The 15,271-nt window shown below is 64.3% G+C and carries 13 protein-coding genes; all 13 read left to right on the forward strand.

The window, feature by feature from the left end; genetic code table 11:
- Window positions 1-28: 28 nt before the first annotated feature.
- Window positions 29-301, forward strand: coding sequence for a cell division protein FtsL (gene ftsL, locus EGJ68_RS06800; protein WP_123034093.1), 273 nt, complete (start codon window positions 29-31; stop codon window positions 299-301).
- Window positions 298-2,025 carry a peptidoglycan D,D-transpeptidase FtsI family protein gene (locus tag EGJ68_RS06805; RefSeq protein ID WP_123033699.1) on the forward strand — a complete coding sequence of 576 codons (1,728 nt, stop codon included), beginning with the start codon at window positions 298-300 and terminating at the stop codon, window positions 2,023-2,025. The genes ftsL and EGJ68_RS06805 overlap by 4 nt, the downstream gene beginning before the upstream one ends.
- Window positions 2,022-3,509, forward strand: a complete 1,488-nt coding sequence (locus EGJ68_RS06810; protein ID WP_199227942.1) for a UDP-N-acetylmuramoyl-L-alanyl-D-glutamate--2,6-diaminopimelate ligase — start codon at window positions 2,022-2,024, stop codon at window positions 3,507-3,509. Before EGJ68_RS06805 ends, EGJ68_RS06810 begins: the two co-directional genes overlap by 4 nt.
- The gene (locus EGJ68_RS06815) at window positions 3,506-4,855 is read left to right on the forward strand and encodes a UDP-N-acetylmuramoyl-tripeptide--D-alanyl-D-alanine ligase (RefSeq protein WP_123033700.1); all 1,350 of its coding nucleotides are present in this window, start codon (window positions 3,506-3,508) and stop codon (window positions 4,853-4,855) included. Before EGJ68_RS06810 ends, EGJ68_RS06815 begins: the two co-directional genes overlap by 4 nt.
- Before the next feature lies 1 nt (window position 4,856).
- Entirely contained in the window at window positions 4,857-5,939 is a 1,083-nt protein-coding gene (gene mraY / locus EGJ68_RS06820) for a phospho-N-acetylmuramoyl-pentapeptide-transferase (RefSeq protein ID WP_123033701.1), read from the forward strand.
- Between the two features lie 19 nt (window positions 5,940-5,958).
- Window positions 5,959-7,320 (forward strand): UDP-N-acetylmuramoyl-L-alanine--D-glutamate ligase, encoded by a 1,362-nt coding sequence (gene murD, locus EGJ68_RS06825; protein ID WP_123033702.1) that lies wholly within the window; start codon window positions 5,959-5,961, stop codon window positions 7,318-7,320.
- A complete protein-coding gene (gene ftsW, locus EGJ68_RS06830) occupies window positions 7,317-8,471 on the forward strand; it encodes a putative lipid II flippase FtsW (protein WP_123033703.1) in 1,155 nt (384 codons plus the stop codon). Before murD ends, ftsW begins: the two co-directional genes overlap by 4 nt.
- Entirely contained in the window at window positions 8,468-9,568 is a 1,101-nt protein-coding gene (murG, locus tag EGJ68_RS06835; RefSeq protein WP_123033704.1) for an undecaprenyldiphospho-muramoylpentapeptide beta-N-acetylglucosaminyltransferase, read from the forward strand. Before ftsW ends, murG begins: the two co-directional genes overlap by 4 nt.
- Window positions 9,561-10,997: a UDP-N-acetylmuramate--L-alanine ligase gene (gene murC, locus EGJ68_RS06840; RefSeq protein WP_123033705.1), complete on the forward strand. Its 1,437-nt coding sequence runs from the start codon at window positions 9,561-9,563 to the stop codon at window positions 10,995-10,997. The genes murG and murC overlap by 8 nt, the downstream gene beginning before the upstream one ends.
- On the forward strand, window positions 10,994-11,923 hold the full coding sequence (locus tag EGJ68_RS06845; protein WP_123033706.1) for a D-alanine--D-alanine ligase: 930 nt from the start codon (window positions 10,994-10,996) through the stop codon (window positions 11,921-11,923). Before murC ends, EGJ68_RS06845 begins: the two co-directional genes overlap by 4 nt.
- A complete protein-coding gene (locus EGJ68_RS06850; RefSeq protein ID WP_123033707.1) occupies window positions 11,916-12,755 on the forward strand; it encodes a cell division protein FtsQ/DivIB in 840 nt (279 codons plus the stop codon). The genes EGJ68_RS06845 and EGJ68_RS06850 overlap by 8 nt, the downstream gene beginning before the upstream one ends.
- Before the next feature lie 22 nt (window positions 12,756-12,777).
- On the forward strand, window positions 12,778-14,016 hold the full coding sequence (ftsA, locus tag EGJ68_RS06855; RefSeq protein ID WP_123033708.1) for a cell division protein FtsA: 1,239 nt from the start codon (window positions 12,778-12,780) through the stop codon (window positions 14,014-14,016).
- 62 nt (window positions 14,017-14,078) lie between these two features.
- Window positions 14,079-15,236, forward strand: a complete 1,158-nt coding sequence (gene ftsZ / locus EGJ68_RS06860) for a cell division protein FtsZ (protein WP_027950724.1) — start codon at window positions 14,079-14,081, stop codon at window positions 15,234-15,236.
- Window positions 15,237-15,271: the final 35 nt, after the last annotated feature.

The raw sequence follows: 15,271 nt of genomic DNA on the forward strand, positions 1-15,271 counted from the left end.
ATCCCCGGCAATCGCCCCTGAGCGCAGCATGAGCCTGCACTCCCTCGCGCTGTTTGGCACCCTGCTGGCGCTGGTGCTGGGTTCTGCGTTTGGTGTTATTCACAGCTCACATGGCTGCCGTCAGCTCTATGCCGTCTTGCAGCAGCTGGAGGCGGATCAGTGGTACCTGCAGGAAGATTACGGGCGCCTGCTGCTGGAGCAGAGCACCTGGGCATCGCACTATCGTGTTGAACGCGTGGCCACTCGCGAATTGCAGATGCAGGCCCCGGCGCTGGAAAGCCTCAAGGTGGTGCGTCCATGAGTCGGTCGCGCCTCGCTGCCGTAGCGCCCTGGCGCTTTTACCTGGTGGCTATCGCATTGCTGGCCATGCTTGCATTGCTGGTGGGGCGCGTGCTGTCGCTGCAGGTTCTGGATGTCGAGCACGGGCGCAGTTTCCTGCAGGACCAGGGCGAGAGCCGGGCCATGCGCAACGCGGAAATCCCCGCCTATCGGGGCGTGATTGCAGATCGTCGCGGTGAACCCCTCGCCGTGAGTACCCCCGTGATTTCGCTGGCGGCCGATCCCCGCTTGCTCACCGCAGTAGACGATCTCTCACCGCTGGCCACAGCGCTGGACATGCCCCTTGCGGACCTGCAGGCGCGTCTGGACCGCTTCACGGGCCGTTCGTTCATGTATCTGCGCCGCCATATGGTGCCGGCAGCCGCACGTGAAGTCCTTGCGCTCAAGCTGCCCGGCGTATCCGGGCGTCGTGAATACCAGCGCTATTACCCGGCGGGAGAAGTGGCGGGCCATCTGGTGGGCTTCACCAATCTCGATGGGCGCGGCATCGCCGGGCTGGAGTTGGCCTATGACGACTGGCTCAAGGGTACGCCCGGCAAGAAGCAGTACATCAAGGATCTGCGCGGTGATGTTGTGCGCGACATCGGTGTGCTCGAACCTGCACGGTCCGGCAAGGACCTGCGATTGAGCATCGACCTGCGCCTGCAGTACCTGCATCACCAGGAGCTGCAACGCGCCATGGCGCTCACCGGCGCCACCTCCGGCAGCATCGTCACCCTCGACAGTCATACCGGCGAAGTGCTGGCCATGGTCAATCACCCGGTGTACAACCCCAATGGCCGCCGCGGCATCAGTCCGGATCAGACCCGCAACCGCGCGGTGACAGACATGTTCGAGCCCGGCTCTACCATGAAAACCTTCACGCTGGTTGCAGCGCTGGAGAGCGGCCGGTACTCCTCCGAAAGCATGATCGACACCTCACCCGGGTGGATTCGCGTGGGTCGCAAGACGCTGCCGGATCCACGCAACTACGGCGAGATTTCCGTTTCGCGCGTGATCGAGAAGTCCAGCCAGGTGGGTGTCACCAAGATCGCCCTCGACATTGGCCATGAGCCGATACAGGACGTGTTTCGCCGTTTTGGTTTTGGTGCTGCGCTGGGCACGGGTTTCCCGGGCGAAAGTGCCGGCCAGTTACCCAACCGGCGCCGCTGGAGCGATATCGAAAAAGTGACCCTGGCCTTTGGCTATGGCCTCACCGCGACACCACTGCAGCTCGCGCACGCCTACGCCTCGTTCGCCAACGACGGGGTGATGCCACCGGTGTCCCTGCTTGCGGCGAATGAAACAGCGCCCGTCGGAATACGCGTGGTGGAAGCCGACATCGCACGCGAAGTGCGCAAGGTGCTGCAGCGGGTGACCGAAGAGCACGGCACCGCACGGCGCGCCCAGGTGCCCGGTTACGCGGTGGGCGGTAAAACCGGCACCGTGCGCAAGGTGGGCCCCGGCGGCTACCAGGACAACAAGCATATCGCTTTCTTTGCCGGCATCGCGCCGATTGCGGATCCACGTTTTGTCACCGTGGTGGTGATCAATGAACCCCAGGGTGAAGCGACCGGCGGTGGCGCAGTGGCCGCGCCGGTGTTCTCGCGCGTCGCGCAGGGTACATTGCGTTTGCTGAATTTGCCGCCGGACGAGCACGACGCCGCGCTGGCACTCGCGGCGCAGGGCGCGGGGGTGTCGGGATGAACGCACTCGCAAGTTCCCGGCCGCGCATGCCGCTGTCTGATCTGCTCGGTGCCCGGGCCGCGGCCTGGACAGATGTTCAGGTGACCGGCGTGCAGCTGGACAGCCGCCGCGTAGGTCCCGGCGATCTGTTCCTGGCCTTGCCTGGCGCGTCACATGATGGACGCCAGTTTATCGAGCAGGCAGTGGCGCAGGGTGCTGTCGCCGTAGTGGCAGAGCCACCGGTAGCCGGCTTTGTCGATGCACTGCATGTGCCGTTGCTGGAGCAGGCAGAGCTGGCGCAGGCGGCAGGGGAAATCGCCGCTCGCCTGTATGGCGATCCCAGCGCGGCGATGATCACGGTGGGGGTTACCGGCACTAACGGTAAAACCACCACCAGCCGGCTGCTGGCGCAGTTGCTGCGCGCCGCGGGCTACCGGTGTGGCGTTATCGGTACGCTGGGCGCCGTGCTGGATGACAGCGCAACCGAAGCCCGCAACACCACGCCGGATGCTATCGCGCTGCAGCAGCAGCTCGCAGCCTGGCGTGACGAGGGTGTGGATGCCGTATGTATGGAGGTGTCATCCCACGCGCTGGATCAGGGGCGCGTGCAGGGTATGCAGTTTGACGTTGCCGTGTTCACCAATCTCTCGCACGACCATCTCGATTACCACGGCAACATGGCGGCTTACGCGCGCAGCAAGCAGCAGCTTTTTTCCCAGCGTGGCCTGCGCTTTGCGGTGGTCAATGCCGATGACCCCTACAGCGTGCAGATGCGGGCTGGCCTGCCGGCTGACGTCGAGTCGCTGACGTTTTCCAGTCGCGGTGAGCCGGCAGATGTGCGTGTTGTGGAAGCGGAGTTTTTCCCCGGTGGCGCCCGCGCCCAACTGCAAACCCCCTGGGGCGAGGCGACCCTGTCGCTGCCCCTGCCCGGTGACTTCAACCTGTCCAACGCGCTGGCAGCGCTGAGCTGCGCGGTATTGCTCGGCGGCGATTTGCCGTCGGTGCTGGCAGCGGTAGCACGCTTGCAGCCCGTGCCGGGGCGCATGCAGAGCGTGGCGAATACCCTGGGTGTGCAGGTGGTTGTGGACTATGCCCATACGCCCGATGCGCTGGAGAAGGCGCTGCAGGCCCTGCGGCCGCAGGTTGCGGGTCGGTTGCTGGTAGTGTTCGGCTGTGGCGGCGACCGCGATCCCGCCAAGCGTGCGGTTATGGGGCGCGTGGCCTGTGCGGCGGCGGATGCCGTGATCCTGACTTCCGATAACCCGCGCAGCGAAGATCCGCAGGCGATCCTCGACGACATCCAGCGGGGCTGCCAGGGGGTGGCGCTGGTGGAAGCGGATCGGGCAGCAGCCATCAACCTGGCCATCGATCAGGCGCAGCCGGGGGATTGCGTGCTGATCGCCGGCAAAGGGCACGAAACCTACCAGATCATCGGTGATCAGCGCTGTGCTTTCAGCGATGTGGACTGCGCGGCACGGGCCCTGCAGCGGAGGGCAGCGTCATGATGCGCGACTTCCATCTCGGTGAGTTGTGCGAGCCCTTGCAGGCGCGTCTGCGCGGCGGCGACCTCACAGTAAGCGGTGTCACCACCGATAGCCGCAAGGTGGTAGCGGGCGATTTGTTCGTTGCGCTTCAGGGCGAGCACTTCGATGGCCACGACTTTCTGGCAAACGTTGCGAGTGCCGGCGCCGTCGCCGCAGTCGTCAATCGTGAGGTGGATACGCCGCTGGCGCTGTTGCGGGTGACCGACACGCAGCGCGCGCTGGGGCACCTGGGTGCTTTCAACCGCGGGTTGTTCAAGGCACCGGTAGTGGCGATTACCGGCAGTGCCGGTAAGACAACCGCCAAGAACCTGATTGCAGCCGTGTTGTCGCGCCGCGGCCCGGTACTGGCAACCGAGGGCAACTTCAACAACGAAATTGGCGTGCCTTTGACGCTGTTGCGCCTGACGCCTGAGCACGCTTTTGCGGTGATTGAGATGGGCGCTTGTCGCGAGGGTGATGTGGCCTGGTTGTGCGAGCTGGCGCGCCCGAACATCGCCGTGCTGCTCAATGCCATGCCTGCGCACCTCGAGGGCTTCGGTAGCCTGGAGGGCGTCGCGTCCGCCAAGGGTGAAATCTACGCGGGCCTGGAGGGTGCGGGTGTCGCGGTTGTCAACGCGGATCAGCCCTGGGCGGCGCGCTGGCGCAGCCGCGCCGCAGGCGCCACGGTGCTCGACTATGGCCTGGAGCAGGCTGCGGCAATCAGCGCCCACAGCATACAGCCACGCGGTGCGGCGGGCATGACCTTTGTCGTCACAACGCCGTCTGGGGAAGCACCGGTGCGCCTGCAGCTGCCCGGTCGGCACAACGTGTCCAACGCGCTCGCTGCCGTTGCCGTGGGCCTGGCCTGTGAGCTCAGTCTCGCCGATATCACTGCGGCGCTCGCCAGTGTCGAACCCACGGCGGGGCGCGGCACACGGGTCGCCGGTCTGGGTGGCTCGGTTTTGATCGACGATACCTACAACGCCAACCCGGGGTCCGTGCGTGTGGCTATCGATGTGCTTGCCGGTTGCCCCGGACGTCGCACGTTGGTGCTCGGTGCGATGCTGGAGCTGGGGGAAGGCAGCGAGCAGCTGCATCGAGACGTGTGGGCTTATGCCGGGGAGCGGGGTATCGAGCGCCGCTATGCCGTGGGGTCTGATCTGCGGGGTGCGGTGGAGAAGTTCGGTGGTGAATGGTTTGCCGATTGCGACGAGGTGGCTGCGGCGCTGCGCGCGGACCTCGGTGCCGAAGATACAGTACTGATCAAGGGTTCTCGCGGCGTTGCCATGGAGCACCTGCTGGCTACCTTGCGCGAGACGGGGAACTGACATGCTGTTATTTTTGGCCGAATACCTGACCCACTTTGCCGGCGGCTTCCAGGTCTTCCAGTACCTCACGCTGCGCAGCATCCTGGCGGCCGGCACAGCGCTGGCCATTTCCCTGTTGGTGGGCCCTGCCATGATCCGGCGGCTCAACTTCTATCAGGTCGGGCAGTCCGTGCGCAGTGACGGGCCGCAGTCACACCTCAGTAAATCCGGCACCCCGACCATGGGCGGTGCCCTCATTCTGGTCGCCATCGGTATCAGCAGCCTGCTGTGGGCGGATCTGCGCAATCCGTATATCTGGGTGGCGCTGGGCGTAACGGCGGTATTCGGTGCGGTCGGCTGGGTGGATGACTACCGCAAGGTGGTCGCGCGTGATTCGCGCGGCCTGCCCGCACGCTGGAAGTATTTCTGGCAATCGCTGGCCGGCCTTGCGGCGGCCCTGTATCTCTATCTTGCTTTCGATACACCGGTGACCACCGAGCTGTACATCCCCTTCTTCAAGGATTTCGCCTGGAGTATGGGCCCGCTGTTCATCCTGCTCACCTATTTCGTCATTGTGGGGGCGAGCAACGCGGTCAACCTGACCGACGGGCTGGATGGCCTGGCGATTCTGCCCACTGTGATGGTGGGGTCAGCGCTGGGGATCATTGCCTACCTCACCGGCAACGTGAACTTCGCCGACTACCTGCATATTCCCTATGTCGCAGGCAGCGGTGAGCTGGCCGTATTCTGCGGTGCCATTGCCGGTTCAGGCCTCGGCTTTCTCTGGTTCAACACCTATCCCGCACAGGTGTTCATGGGCGATGTGGGTGCCCTGGCACTGGGTGCGGCGTTGGGTACCGTGGCTGTTATCACCCGCCACGAAATCGTGTTCTTCATCATGGGTGGCATCTTCGTGCTGGAGACCGTCTCCGTGATTCTGCAGGTGGCTTCGTTCAAGTTGACCGGTCGGCGGATTTTCCGCATGGCGCCCATACACCACCACTTTGAACTCAAGGGCTGGCCTGAACCGCGCGTCATCGTTCGGTTCTGGATTATCACAGTCATGCTGGTCCTGTTCGGGCTGGCGACGTTGAAACTGCGCTAGGCAAGGAGAGAGCGGAGCGATGACACAGGGGCTTATAGCAAGCAGCGGCGACGAGGTGGTTTTCGGCCTCGGCGCGACAGGCTTGTCTTGTGCACGCTTCCTGTACCGCAACGGTCGGCGATTCGTGGTGATTGATACTCGCGACAATCCGCCCGAGCTGGCTGTTTTGCAGCGTGAAATGCCCGAGGTGCCCGTGTTTGCCGGAGCGATCCCCGACGCGGTGATAGAGCAGGGTGGCGACTGGGTGGTCAGCCCCGGCATCGCTCTGGATCACCCGGTGGTAACGCGCGCGCTCGCGGCCGGCGCGCAGGTAAGTGGCGATATCGACCTGTTCATGCGCGCAGCCAGTGCGCCCGTGGTGGGCATTACCGGCTCTAACGCCAAATCCACCGTGACGGCACTGCTCGGTGCCATGGCTGCAGAGGCAGGCCTGAACGTCGGCGTGGGCGGGAATCTCGGTGTGCCGGCTCTGGATCTGCTGGCAGCGGAGTGCGAGCTCTACGTGCTCGAGCTGTCGAGCTTCCAGCTGGAGCGCGCGGGCAGCCTTGGGCTCGCCGTGGCCACGGTGCTCAATGTCTCGGCAGATCACCTGGATCGTCACGGCAGTTTGCAGCACTACCACCAGGCCAAGCATCGTATTTTCCGGGGTTGTGCACACGCCGTTGTCAATCGCGACGACCCGCTGACGCTGCCGCTGGTTGGCGCGGAGACGGCAGTCTCCAGCTGGCGCATGAAAGAGCCCGAGCTGCACGGTTTTGGTTTGCGCGTCATGGACGGGCAAGAGATGTTGTGCCTGGGCTTTGATGCCCTGTTGGCGGTGAACGAGCTGGGTATGCCGGGACGCCACAACGTCGCCAACGTCCTCGCCGCGCTTGCGCTGGGCCACGCCGCCGGTTTACCCATGCCCGCGATGCTGTCGGCAGCGCGTTCCTTCGGGGGCCTGCCACATCGGTGCCAGTTGGTGGCAGAACACGCCGGGGTGCGCTTCGTGAATGACTCCAAGGGTACCAATGTGGGCGCGACCGCGGCGGCGCTGCGTGGCTTTGGCGAGGGCGCCCAGGTGGTGCTGATCGCAGGCGGTGTGGGCAAGGGCCAGGACTTCCGGCCCCTGCGACAGGCTCTGCAGTCAACCGCCAAGGCATTAATCCTGATCGGGGAGGCGGCCGATGAGATCGCGCGCGCCGTGGGTGATCTGCTGCCGGTGCAGCGAGCACAGGACATGGCAGGTGCCGTGCGCCTGGCCTCTGACTGCGCCGAGCCGGGTGATGTGGTATTGCTTTCACCCGCCTGTGCCAGCTTCGATATGTTCAGCGGCTATCCGGCCCGCGGAGACGCGTTTGCGGCCGCAGTAAAAGGCCTGAACCGGGGAGGTGAGGCATGAGGCTCACACAACCCGTGACCTTCGCGCTGGACCCGACCCTGTTTCTGCTCGCGCTGTCACTGTTGCTGGTTGGCCTTGTGGCGATTGGTTCGGCGTCGGTGGAATACGCGGACTGGCATTACCAGGACGCCTGGCAATTGACCCGACGCCACCTCGTTTACATTGTGCTTGCCGTGGTGGCCGCGGCCGTGGTCTACCGCTTTCCGTCCAGTTTCTGGCTGAGAACAGGCTGGATGTGGTTGCTGGTCGGGCTGGCGTTTCTGGTGCTGGTACTGCTGCCCGGCATCGGCAAGGAAGTGAAGGGTGCACAGCGCTGGTTGCCGCTGGGCCCGTTTACCTTTCAGCCATCCGAGTTCGCCAAACTTACGGTCGTGATCTACATGGCGGGGTATCTGGTGCGCCAGGCGCGTGAGGTGCGCGAGCAGTGGAGTGGCTTCTTCAAGCCCATGGGGGTACTGGCGCTGGTGGCGTTGCTGCTGCTTGCCGAGCCGGATTTCGGCGCCACGGTGATTGTGGTGGCGACATCGTTTGGCATGCTGTTCCTCGCCGGCATGAAAATCACGCATTTCCTGTCGATTGTGCTGCTGAGCCCGGTGGTGGTCGGTGCCCTGGTCTTTGCCGCGCCCTATCGCATGCAGCGGCTGACCTCGTTCACTGACCCGTGGGCGGACCCGTTTGGCAGCGGTTTTCAGCTCATTCAGTCCCTGATCGCTTTTGGGCGCGGTGAATGGCTGGGTGTCGGCCTCGGTAACAGTGTGCAGAAACTGTTTTATCTGCCGGAAGCGCACACGGACTTTGTGTTTTCCATCTGGGCCGAGGAAACCGGTTTCGTGGGAGCACTCGCCGTCATTCTGCTGTTTACGGCACTCATTGCCCGCATCCTTTGGATTGCGCGGCAGGCGGAGATCGCGGGCCAGTTGTTTGGCGCCTATGTGTGCTACGGCGTGGCGCTGGTGTTTTCCGGTCAGGCTTTCGTGAACATGGGCATGAGCGCCGGCTTGCTGCCCACCAAGGGGCTCACCCTGCCGTTTGTCAGTTATGGCGGCACCAGCCTCATTATCTGCTGCTGCATGCTGGCGCTGGTTCTGCGGGTCGGCAACGAGTTGCCCGCAGCCGCGCCCCGCGCCGCCGGCAAAGGAGGTCGCTCATGAGTGAGGCACCTCTTGTGTTGATTATGGCCGGTGGTACCGGAGGCCATGTGTATCCGGCACTCGCCGTTGCCGACACCCTGCGCGAGCGCGGCTACCGGATCGCCTGGACGGGCACGGCGCGCGGACTTGAGGCGCGGGTTGTGCCCGCGGCGGGTTATCCGTTGCACCTGCTGCCCGTGCGCGGTGTGCGCGGCAAGAATGTCGCGGCAACGGCACTCGGCGTAATTCTGCTGCTTTGGTCCTGCCTGCGGGCGGTGTATCTGGTGTGGCGGCTTGCGCCGGCCTGTGTTGTGGGCCTGGGCGGCTATGTGGCGGGGCCCGCGGGGCTGGCGGCCTGGCTGTTGCGCAAACCCCTGCTGATCCACGAGCAGAATGCGGTGGCCGGCACCACCAACCGCCTGCTGGCGCCCCTGGCCAGCCGGGTGGCTGCCGGTTTCCCCACGGCCTTCCCGCGTGAGCGGGCGGTGGCAGTGGTGGGTAACCCGGTGCGTGGGGCGCTGTTGCAAGCGGCAGACCAACAGTTGTGGGATTACCACGGGCAGCGTCCGCTGCAGGTGTTGGTGCTGGGTGGCAGTCTGGGTGCGCAGCCGCTGAACAACCTGATGCCCGAAGTGTTGCGACATGTGCGCAAGCGGCTGGGTGATGATGCCGTGCGAGTGTGGCACCAGTCCGGGCAGGCGCACGTGGAAACCCTGCGCGCCGAGTATGCTGTGCAACTCGACGAGCGCGTCGAAGTCAGCGCCTTTATTGAAGATATGGCGGCAGCTTATGCCTGGGCTGATGTGGTGATTTGCCGTGCCGGGGCACTGACCGTGGCCGAGCTCGCGATCATGGGGCGCCCCTCGCTGCTGATTCCACTGCCTCATGCCATCGACGACCACCAGACTGCCAACGCGCGCGCGCTGTCCGATCGCGGCGCGGCGCTGATGCTGCGCCAGGCAGAGCTCTCCGCCAAAGATGTCGCCGCCACATTGGCTGGCTACATCACCAACCCCAAGCGTCTCGCGGCGATGGCGGCAGCAGCCTCGGCCGCCGCGCAGCCGCACGCGACGGCGCAAGTCGCCGACCTGTGTGAGGAGCTGATTCGCCATGACTGAACGCAGCGCCTATGCGGTGCCTGAAATGCGTCGTATCCGCAGGATCCACATGATCGGTGTCGGCGGTACGGGGATGAGCGGCATTGCCGAAGTGCTGGTTAACCTGGGGTATCAGGTGTCCGGCTCTGACCTGCGTCCCAGTTCGGTGACCGCGCGGTTGCAGCAGCTGGGTATCGAGGTGTTTATCGGACACGCGGCTGAGCACGTGCGCGATGCCGATGTGGTGGTCAGTTCCAGCGCCGTGCGTGCGGACAACCCGGAAGTGGTGGCCGCGCGCGGTGCACGCGTACCGGTGGTGCCGCGCGCCGAGATGCTCGCCGAGCTCATGCGTTACCGCCACGGTATCGCGGTGGCGGGCACGCACGGTAAAACCACCACCACCAGCCTGATCGCAGCGGTGTTTGCCGAAGCGGGGCTGGATCCGACCTTCGTTATTGGCGGCCTGGTGAACTCCGCCGGTAGCAACGCCCAGTTGGGCGCCAGCCGTTTCCTGGTGGCAGAGGCCGACGAAAGCGATGCCTCGTTCCTGCACCTGCAGCCCATGGTCACCGTGGTCACAAATATTGAAGCCGACCACATGGAAACCTATGGCGGTGATTTTGCGACCCTGCGCGGTACCTTCTTGGAGTTTCTGCACAACCTGCCTTTCTACGGCCTGGCAGTCATGTGCATCGATGACCCCGTGGTCGCCGGGATGCTGCCGGATCTGTCGCGCCAGTTCCTGACTTATGGTTTTGACGACGCGGCGGACTACCGCATTACCAACGTGCGCAAGCTGGGCCTGACCACTGAATTTACCGTGTTGCGTCCCGGTGATTTGCCGCCGCTGCCAGTGCAGCTGAATATGCCCGGCGAGCACAATGTGCAGAACGCGACCGCGGCGATCGCCGTGGCCTGCGATGAAGGCGTGGATGATGCGGCCATCCAGCGCGGGCTGGCAGGCTTCGCCGGCGTTGGGCGCCGCTTCAGCGTGCTCGGCGACCTGCAGATTGCGCAGGGCAGCGTGTTGCTGGTGGATGATTACGGTCATCACCCCACTGAAGTGCGCGCCACGCTGGAGTCCGCGCGCCAAGCCTGGCCAGAGCGTCGCGTGGTCATGGTTTACCAGCCACACCGCTATTCGCGTACGCGCGATCTGTATGAGGATTTTGTCGCGGTGCTCTCGCGCTGTGATGCGCTGCTGTTGCTGGATGTCTACCCGGCGGGCGAAGAGCCCATCTCCGGTGCGGACAGCCGCAGCCTGACCCGCAGTATCCGCCAGCGCGGGCAGGTAGAACCCGTATTTGTGGAAAGTATCGAGGAAGTGGCGCACGTGCTTGGCGGTATTCTTCGCGACGGTGACGTCGTGCTCACCCAGGGCGCTGGCAACATCGCGCGGCTGGCTCAGGACCTGCTGGCCCTGGGTAACCTGGCGGAGGTGCGCGCATGAGCTGGCAGCAAGCAAGTGCGGGCACCGTGGCGGTTCTACTGGGTGGGCGCTCTGCCGAGCGCGATGTATCGCTGCAGAGCGGTGCGACGATTGTCACTGCCCTGCGTGCGCTGGGCTGTGAGGTACGCGAAGTAGACCCTGCAGTGCCCGGGTGGGTGACACAGCTGGATAACGTGACCTTTGCCTTCAATGCCCTGCACGGGCCGGGTGGTGAGGACGGGGTGATCCAGGGGGCCCTGGAAACCTTGCAGATTCCCTATTCTGGCTCCGGCGTGTTGGGCTCTGCGCTGGCCATGGACAAGCAGCGCAGCAAGCAGCTCTGGCAGGGTGTTGGCGTTAGCACTGGCGGCTTTGTGATGCTCGACGCACACAGCGATTGGGAGGCGGTGATAGCGCGCTTCGGCAAGGTATTTGTCAAGCCGGCCTGTGAAGGTTCCAGCGTTGGCATGGCGCCGGCCGCTTCGGCTGAGGCGCTCGCCAGGGCATGGCAGAAGGCCTCCGCGTTTGGCGGCACCGTGCTGGCGGAGCAGTTTATCCAGGGCCCGGAATACACCGTGGCGGTGCTCGGTGAGAGGACGCTGCCGTCGATCCGCATGGAAACCGATCGCGAGTTCTACGACTACGAGGCGAAGTATCTGTCGGACGAAACGCGCTATCACTGTCCCAGTGGCCTGAACGCCGCGGATGAAGCAGAAGCGGGCGCTCTGGCGCTGGCGGCATTCCGCAGCCTCGGCTGCTCTGTGTGGGGCCGCGTGGACCTGATGCGCGACAGCGATGGACGGTTCTATGTGTTGGAAGTCAACACCATTCCCGGCATGACCTCGCACAGCCTGGTACCGATGGCCGCGCGCGCGGTGGGGATGTCCATTGAAGCGCTGGTGCAACGCATTGTCGAATTGAGCTGGGAGGGCCGCGCGCATGGTTGAGCCGCGCAAGGCAGCGACCACACGGCGCCGCAGTTCAGCGGGGGCGACACGCCGGCGGCCCGCGCGTGCGCCGCGTCCGGGCGTGCAGCCGGGCCTGCGGCTGCTCGACGGCTGGGTCAACCGCCTGCTGGTGCTGCTCGCTACCGGTGTGGTGTGTGTGGTCGGCCTGCGTGGATGGATTGCCCTGCAGGAGATACCGGTGCAGCGCATCGCGGTGACCGGTTCGCTGCACCGCACCCAGACCGAGGTGGTGCAGGACATGGTCCAGCCCGCGCTGGTGGGCGGGTTCCTGAGCGCGAATCTGGACGAGGTGCGCGCCCGGCTGCAGGCCCTGCCCTGGATCTATCGGGTCAGCGTGCGCCGGCGCTGGCCCAGCACCCTGGAGATCAGCGTGCAGGAGCAGTTGCCCATCGCCCGTTGGGGGCAGGGGGGTTTTTTGAATCACGAGGGTGAGGTGTTCCAGTCTGCCCGCGTGACGGGTGAAGACGCGCTGCCGCGACTCGAGGGTCCGCCGGGCTCAGCGCGCGAGCTGATCGTCAACTACCAGCAGCTGGGTGACCTGCTGCAACCGATGGGGCTGGTGCTGCACGCCCTGTCACTCGATGATCGCGGGCACCTGACGGCCGAGCTGGACAGTGGCACACGACTGGCTCTGGGTAACGTGGATTTTGGCGATCGTCTCGAGCGGTTTGCAACGGTTTACCACCGCGAGCTCGCCGCGCGCTGGAGCGAAGTGGAGCGGGTGGACCTGCGCTACGAGAGCGGACTGGCAGTGGCGTTTCGCGAGCCGGAAGCAGAAGCGGCGCAACTGGCCAGTGTGGTCGAACAATAATTCAGTGGGGAGTGTCACTGCCATGGGCAGCGTTCAGGACAAAAGGATGATCGTAGGGCTGGATATCGGCACATCCAAGGTGGTGGCCCTGGTGGGGGAGATCGGCGCCGAAGGTGGGCTGGAGGTCGTGGGCATCGGCTCTCATCCGTCCAAGGGCATGAAGAAGGGCGTGATCGTCAATATCGAGTCAACCGTGCAGTCCATCCAGCGCGCCGTGGAAGAGGCGGAACTGATGGCGGGTTGCCAGATCCACTCGGTGTACGTGGGCATCGCCGGCAGTCATATCCGCAGCCTGAACTCGCACGGCATCGTGGCAATTCGTGATCGAGAGGTACAGCCGCCTGACCTCGAGCGGGTGCTGGACGCGGCGCAGGCGGTGGCTATTCCCGCCGACCAGAAAGTGCTGCACATATTGCCCCAGGAATATGTGATTGATAACCAGGAAGGCGTCAAGGAGCCCCTGGGCATGTCTGGCGTGCGTCTCGAGGCCAAGGTGCACCTTGTGACCTGTGCGGTGAATGCGGCACAGAACATCGAGAAATGCATTCGGCGCTGTGGCCTGGAAGTGGAAGAGGTCATTCTCGAGCAGCTGGCGTCCAGCTATTCCGTGCTGACGGAAGACGAGCGCGAGCTGGGCGTGTGCCTGGTGGACATAGGCGGGGGTACCACAGACATCGCCATCTTCACAGAAGGGTCCATCCGCCACACCGGCGTTATCCCGATTGCCGGTGACCAGGTCACCAACGATATTGCTACCGCGCTGCGCACGCCCACGCAGCACGCCGAAGAGATCAAGATCAAATATGCCTGCGCTCTCACGCAGCTCGCCGGCCCGGACGAAACTATCAAGGTGCCGAGTGTGGGCGACCGCCCGCCGCGGGATCTCTCCCGGCAGTCGCTGGCTGAGGTGGTGGAGCCACGTTACGACGAGCTGTTTACGCTGATCCAGGGCGAACTGCGCCGCAGTGGCTATGAAGAAGCCATTCGCGCCGGTGTCGTGCTCACCGGTGGCACCTCGAAGATGGAAGGTGTGGTGGAGCTGGCCGAGGAGATATTTCACATGCCGGTGCGGGTGGGTTACCCGCAGTCGGTGAAGGGTTTGAACGACATTGTGCGCAACCCGATCTACTCCACCGGGGTAGGCCTGTTGCAGTACGGGCAGAAGCAGGCGGGCGAGCGCGCCGGCAGTGCCCAGCGCAGCGCGGCCAACGGCGAGGGCCTGGTGGCCCGTCTGCGCAACTGGATCCAGAGCAATTTCTAGAATTTTTTGCGGTAAACCGTCACGCCACGGCGTGGCAACATAAAGGAAAGGGGAGAAACGCTATGTTTGAACTTATCGACAACGTACCACAGAACGCGGTCATCAAGGTCATTGGTGTTGGCGGTGGCGGCGGCAACGCGGTCAAGCACATGATCGAGAACTCCGTGGAAGGTGTGGATTTCATCTGTGCCAATACCGACGCGCAGGCGCTCTCGGACATCCGTTCGAAGACCGTGCTGCAGTTGGGCGGCGCCATCACCAAGGGGCTCGGTGCCGGCGCAAACCCGGAAATCGGGCGCGCAGCAGCGCTTGAGGACCGCGAGCGCATTGCCGATGCCCTGCGCGGAGCCGACATGGTGTTCATCACCGCCGGCATGGGCGGCGGTACGGGCACGGGCGGCGCACCGATTGTGGCCGAGGTGGCGCGTGAGATGGGTATCCTCACGGTTGCTGTAGTCACCCGTCCGTTCCCGTTCGAGGGCAAGAAGCGCCTGGCGATTGCACTCGACGGGGTGCAGGAACTGCAGCAACACGTTGATTCCTTGATCACCATTCCCAACGAAAAGTTGCTGGAAGTGCTCGGAAAAAGTACCAGTTTATTGGATGCCTTCAAAGAAGCGAATGATGTATTGTTGGGCGCAGTTCAGGGTATCGCTGACCTGATTATCCGCCCCGGCATGATCAACGTGGATTTTGCCGATGTGCGCACAGTCATGTCCGAGATGGGTATGGCGATGATGGGTACCGGCTCTGCCCGCGGTGAAAACCGGGCCAGAGAAGCAGCGGAACGCGCCATCAACAGCCCGCTGCTGGACGATATCGATCTGCGCGGGGCGCGCGGTATCCTGGTGAATATTACAGCAGGCCTGGATTTGTCGCTCGGTGAATTTTCCGAAGTTGGCGACACGATCGAGGAATTTGCGTCGGATGACGCCACAGTAGTGGTCGGCACCGTGATTGATCCGAACATGACCGACGAGCTTAAAGTGACGGTTGTGGCGACGGGTCTGGGCAGCGAGGTGGCGCGAGCGGCACCGCTGCAGGTGGTGAATTCGGCTCCACGCGCGGCGGTTGCAGCGGCGGATGAAGAGCCCGATTACCGCGATCTGGAGCGGCCGACCAAGATGCGTCGCGCCATGTCTGCCGGTGGCGAGGCCGCGGCGATGGCGAGCGACGATTATTTTGACATCCCCGCATTTTTGCGGCGCCAGGCGGACTAGCGAGGCAGGATCTACACACCGATCGGCTGCCTCGG

It is taken from the genome of Haliea alexandrii, from assembly GCF_003719295.1.
GTDB classification, from domain to species: Bacteria; Pseudomonadota; Gammaproteobacteria; order Pseudomonadales; family Halieaceae; genus Haliea; species Haliea alexandrii.

What these genes read in the sequence shown, in the direction of transcription:
- ftsL (WP_123034093.1), top strand. Translation starts at nt 29, where the DNA reads ATGAGCCTGCACTCCCTCGCGCTGTTTGGCACCCTGCTGGCGCTGGTG.
- EGJ68_RS06805 (WP_123033699.1), top strand. Translation starts at nt 298, where the DNA reads ATGAGTCGGTCGCGCCTCGCTGCCGTAGCGCCCTGGCGCTTTTACCTG.
- EGJ68_RS06810 (WP_199227942.1), top strand. Translation starts at nt 2,022, where the DNA reads ATGAACGCACTCGCAAGTTCCCGGCCGCGCATGCCGCTGTCTGATCTG.
- EGJ68_RS06815 (WP_123033700.1), top strand. Translation starts at nt 3,506, where the DNA reads ATGATGCGCGACTTCCATCTCGGTGAGTTGTGCGAGCCCTTGCAGGCG.
- mraY (WP_123033701.1), top strand. Translation starts at nt 4,857, where the DNA reads ATGCTGTTATTTTTGGCCGAATACCTGACCCACTTTGCCGGCGGCTTC.
- murD (WP_123033702.1), top strand. Translation starts at nt 5,959, where the DNA reads ATGACACAGGGGCTTATAGCAAGCAGCGGCGACGAGGTGGTTTTCGGC.
- ftsW (WP_123033703.1), top strand. Translation starts at nt 7,317, where the DNA reads ATGAGGCTCACACAACCCGTGACCTTCGCGCTGGACCCGACCCTGTTT.
- murG (WP_123033704.1), top strand. Translation starts at nt 8,468, where the DNA reads ATGAGTGAGGCACCTCTTGTGTTGATTATGGCCGGTGGTACCGGAGGC.
- murC (WP_123033705.1), top strand. Translation starts at nt 9,561, where the DNA reads ATGACTGAACGCAGCGCCTATGCGGTGCCTGAAATGCGTCGTATCCGC.
- EGJ68_RS06845 (WP_123033706.1), top strand. Translation starts at nt 10,994, where the DNA reads ATGAGCTGGCAGCAAGCAAGTGCGGGCACCGTGGCGGTTCTACTGGGT.
- EGJ68_RS06850 (WP_123033707.1), top strand. Translation starts at nt 11,916, where the DNA reads ATGGTTGAGCCGCGCAAGGCAGCGACCACACGGCGCCGCAGTTCAGCG.
- ftsA (WP_123033708.1), top strand. Translation starts at nt 12,778, where the DNA reads ATGGGCAGCGTTCAGGACAAAAGGATGATCGTAGGGCTGGATATCGGC.
- ftsZ (WP_027950724.1), top strand. Translation starts at nt 14,079, where the DNA reads ATGTTTGAACTTATCGACAACGTACCACAGAACGCGGTCATCAAGGTC.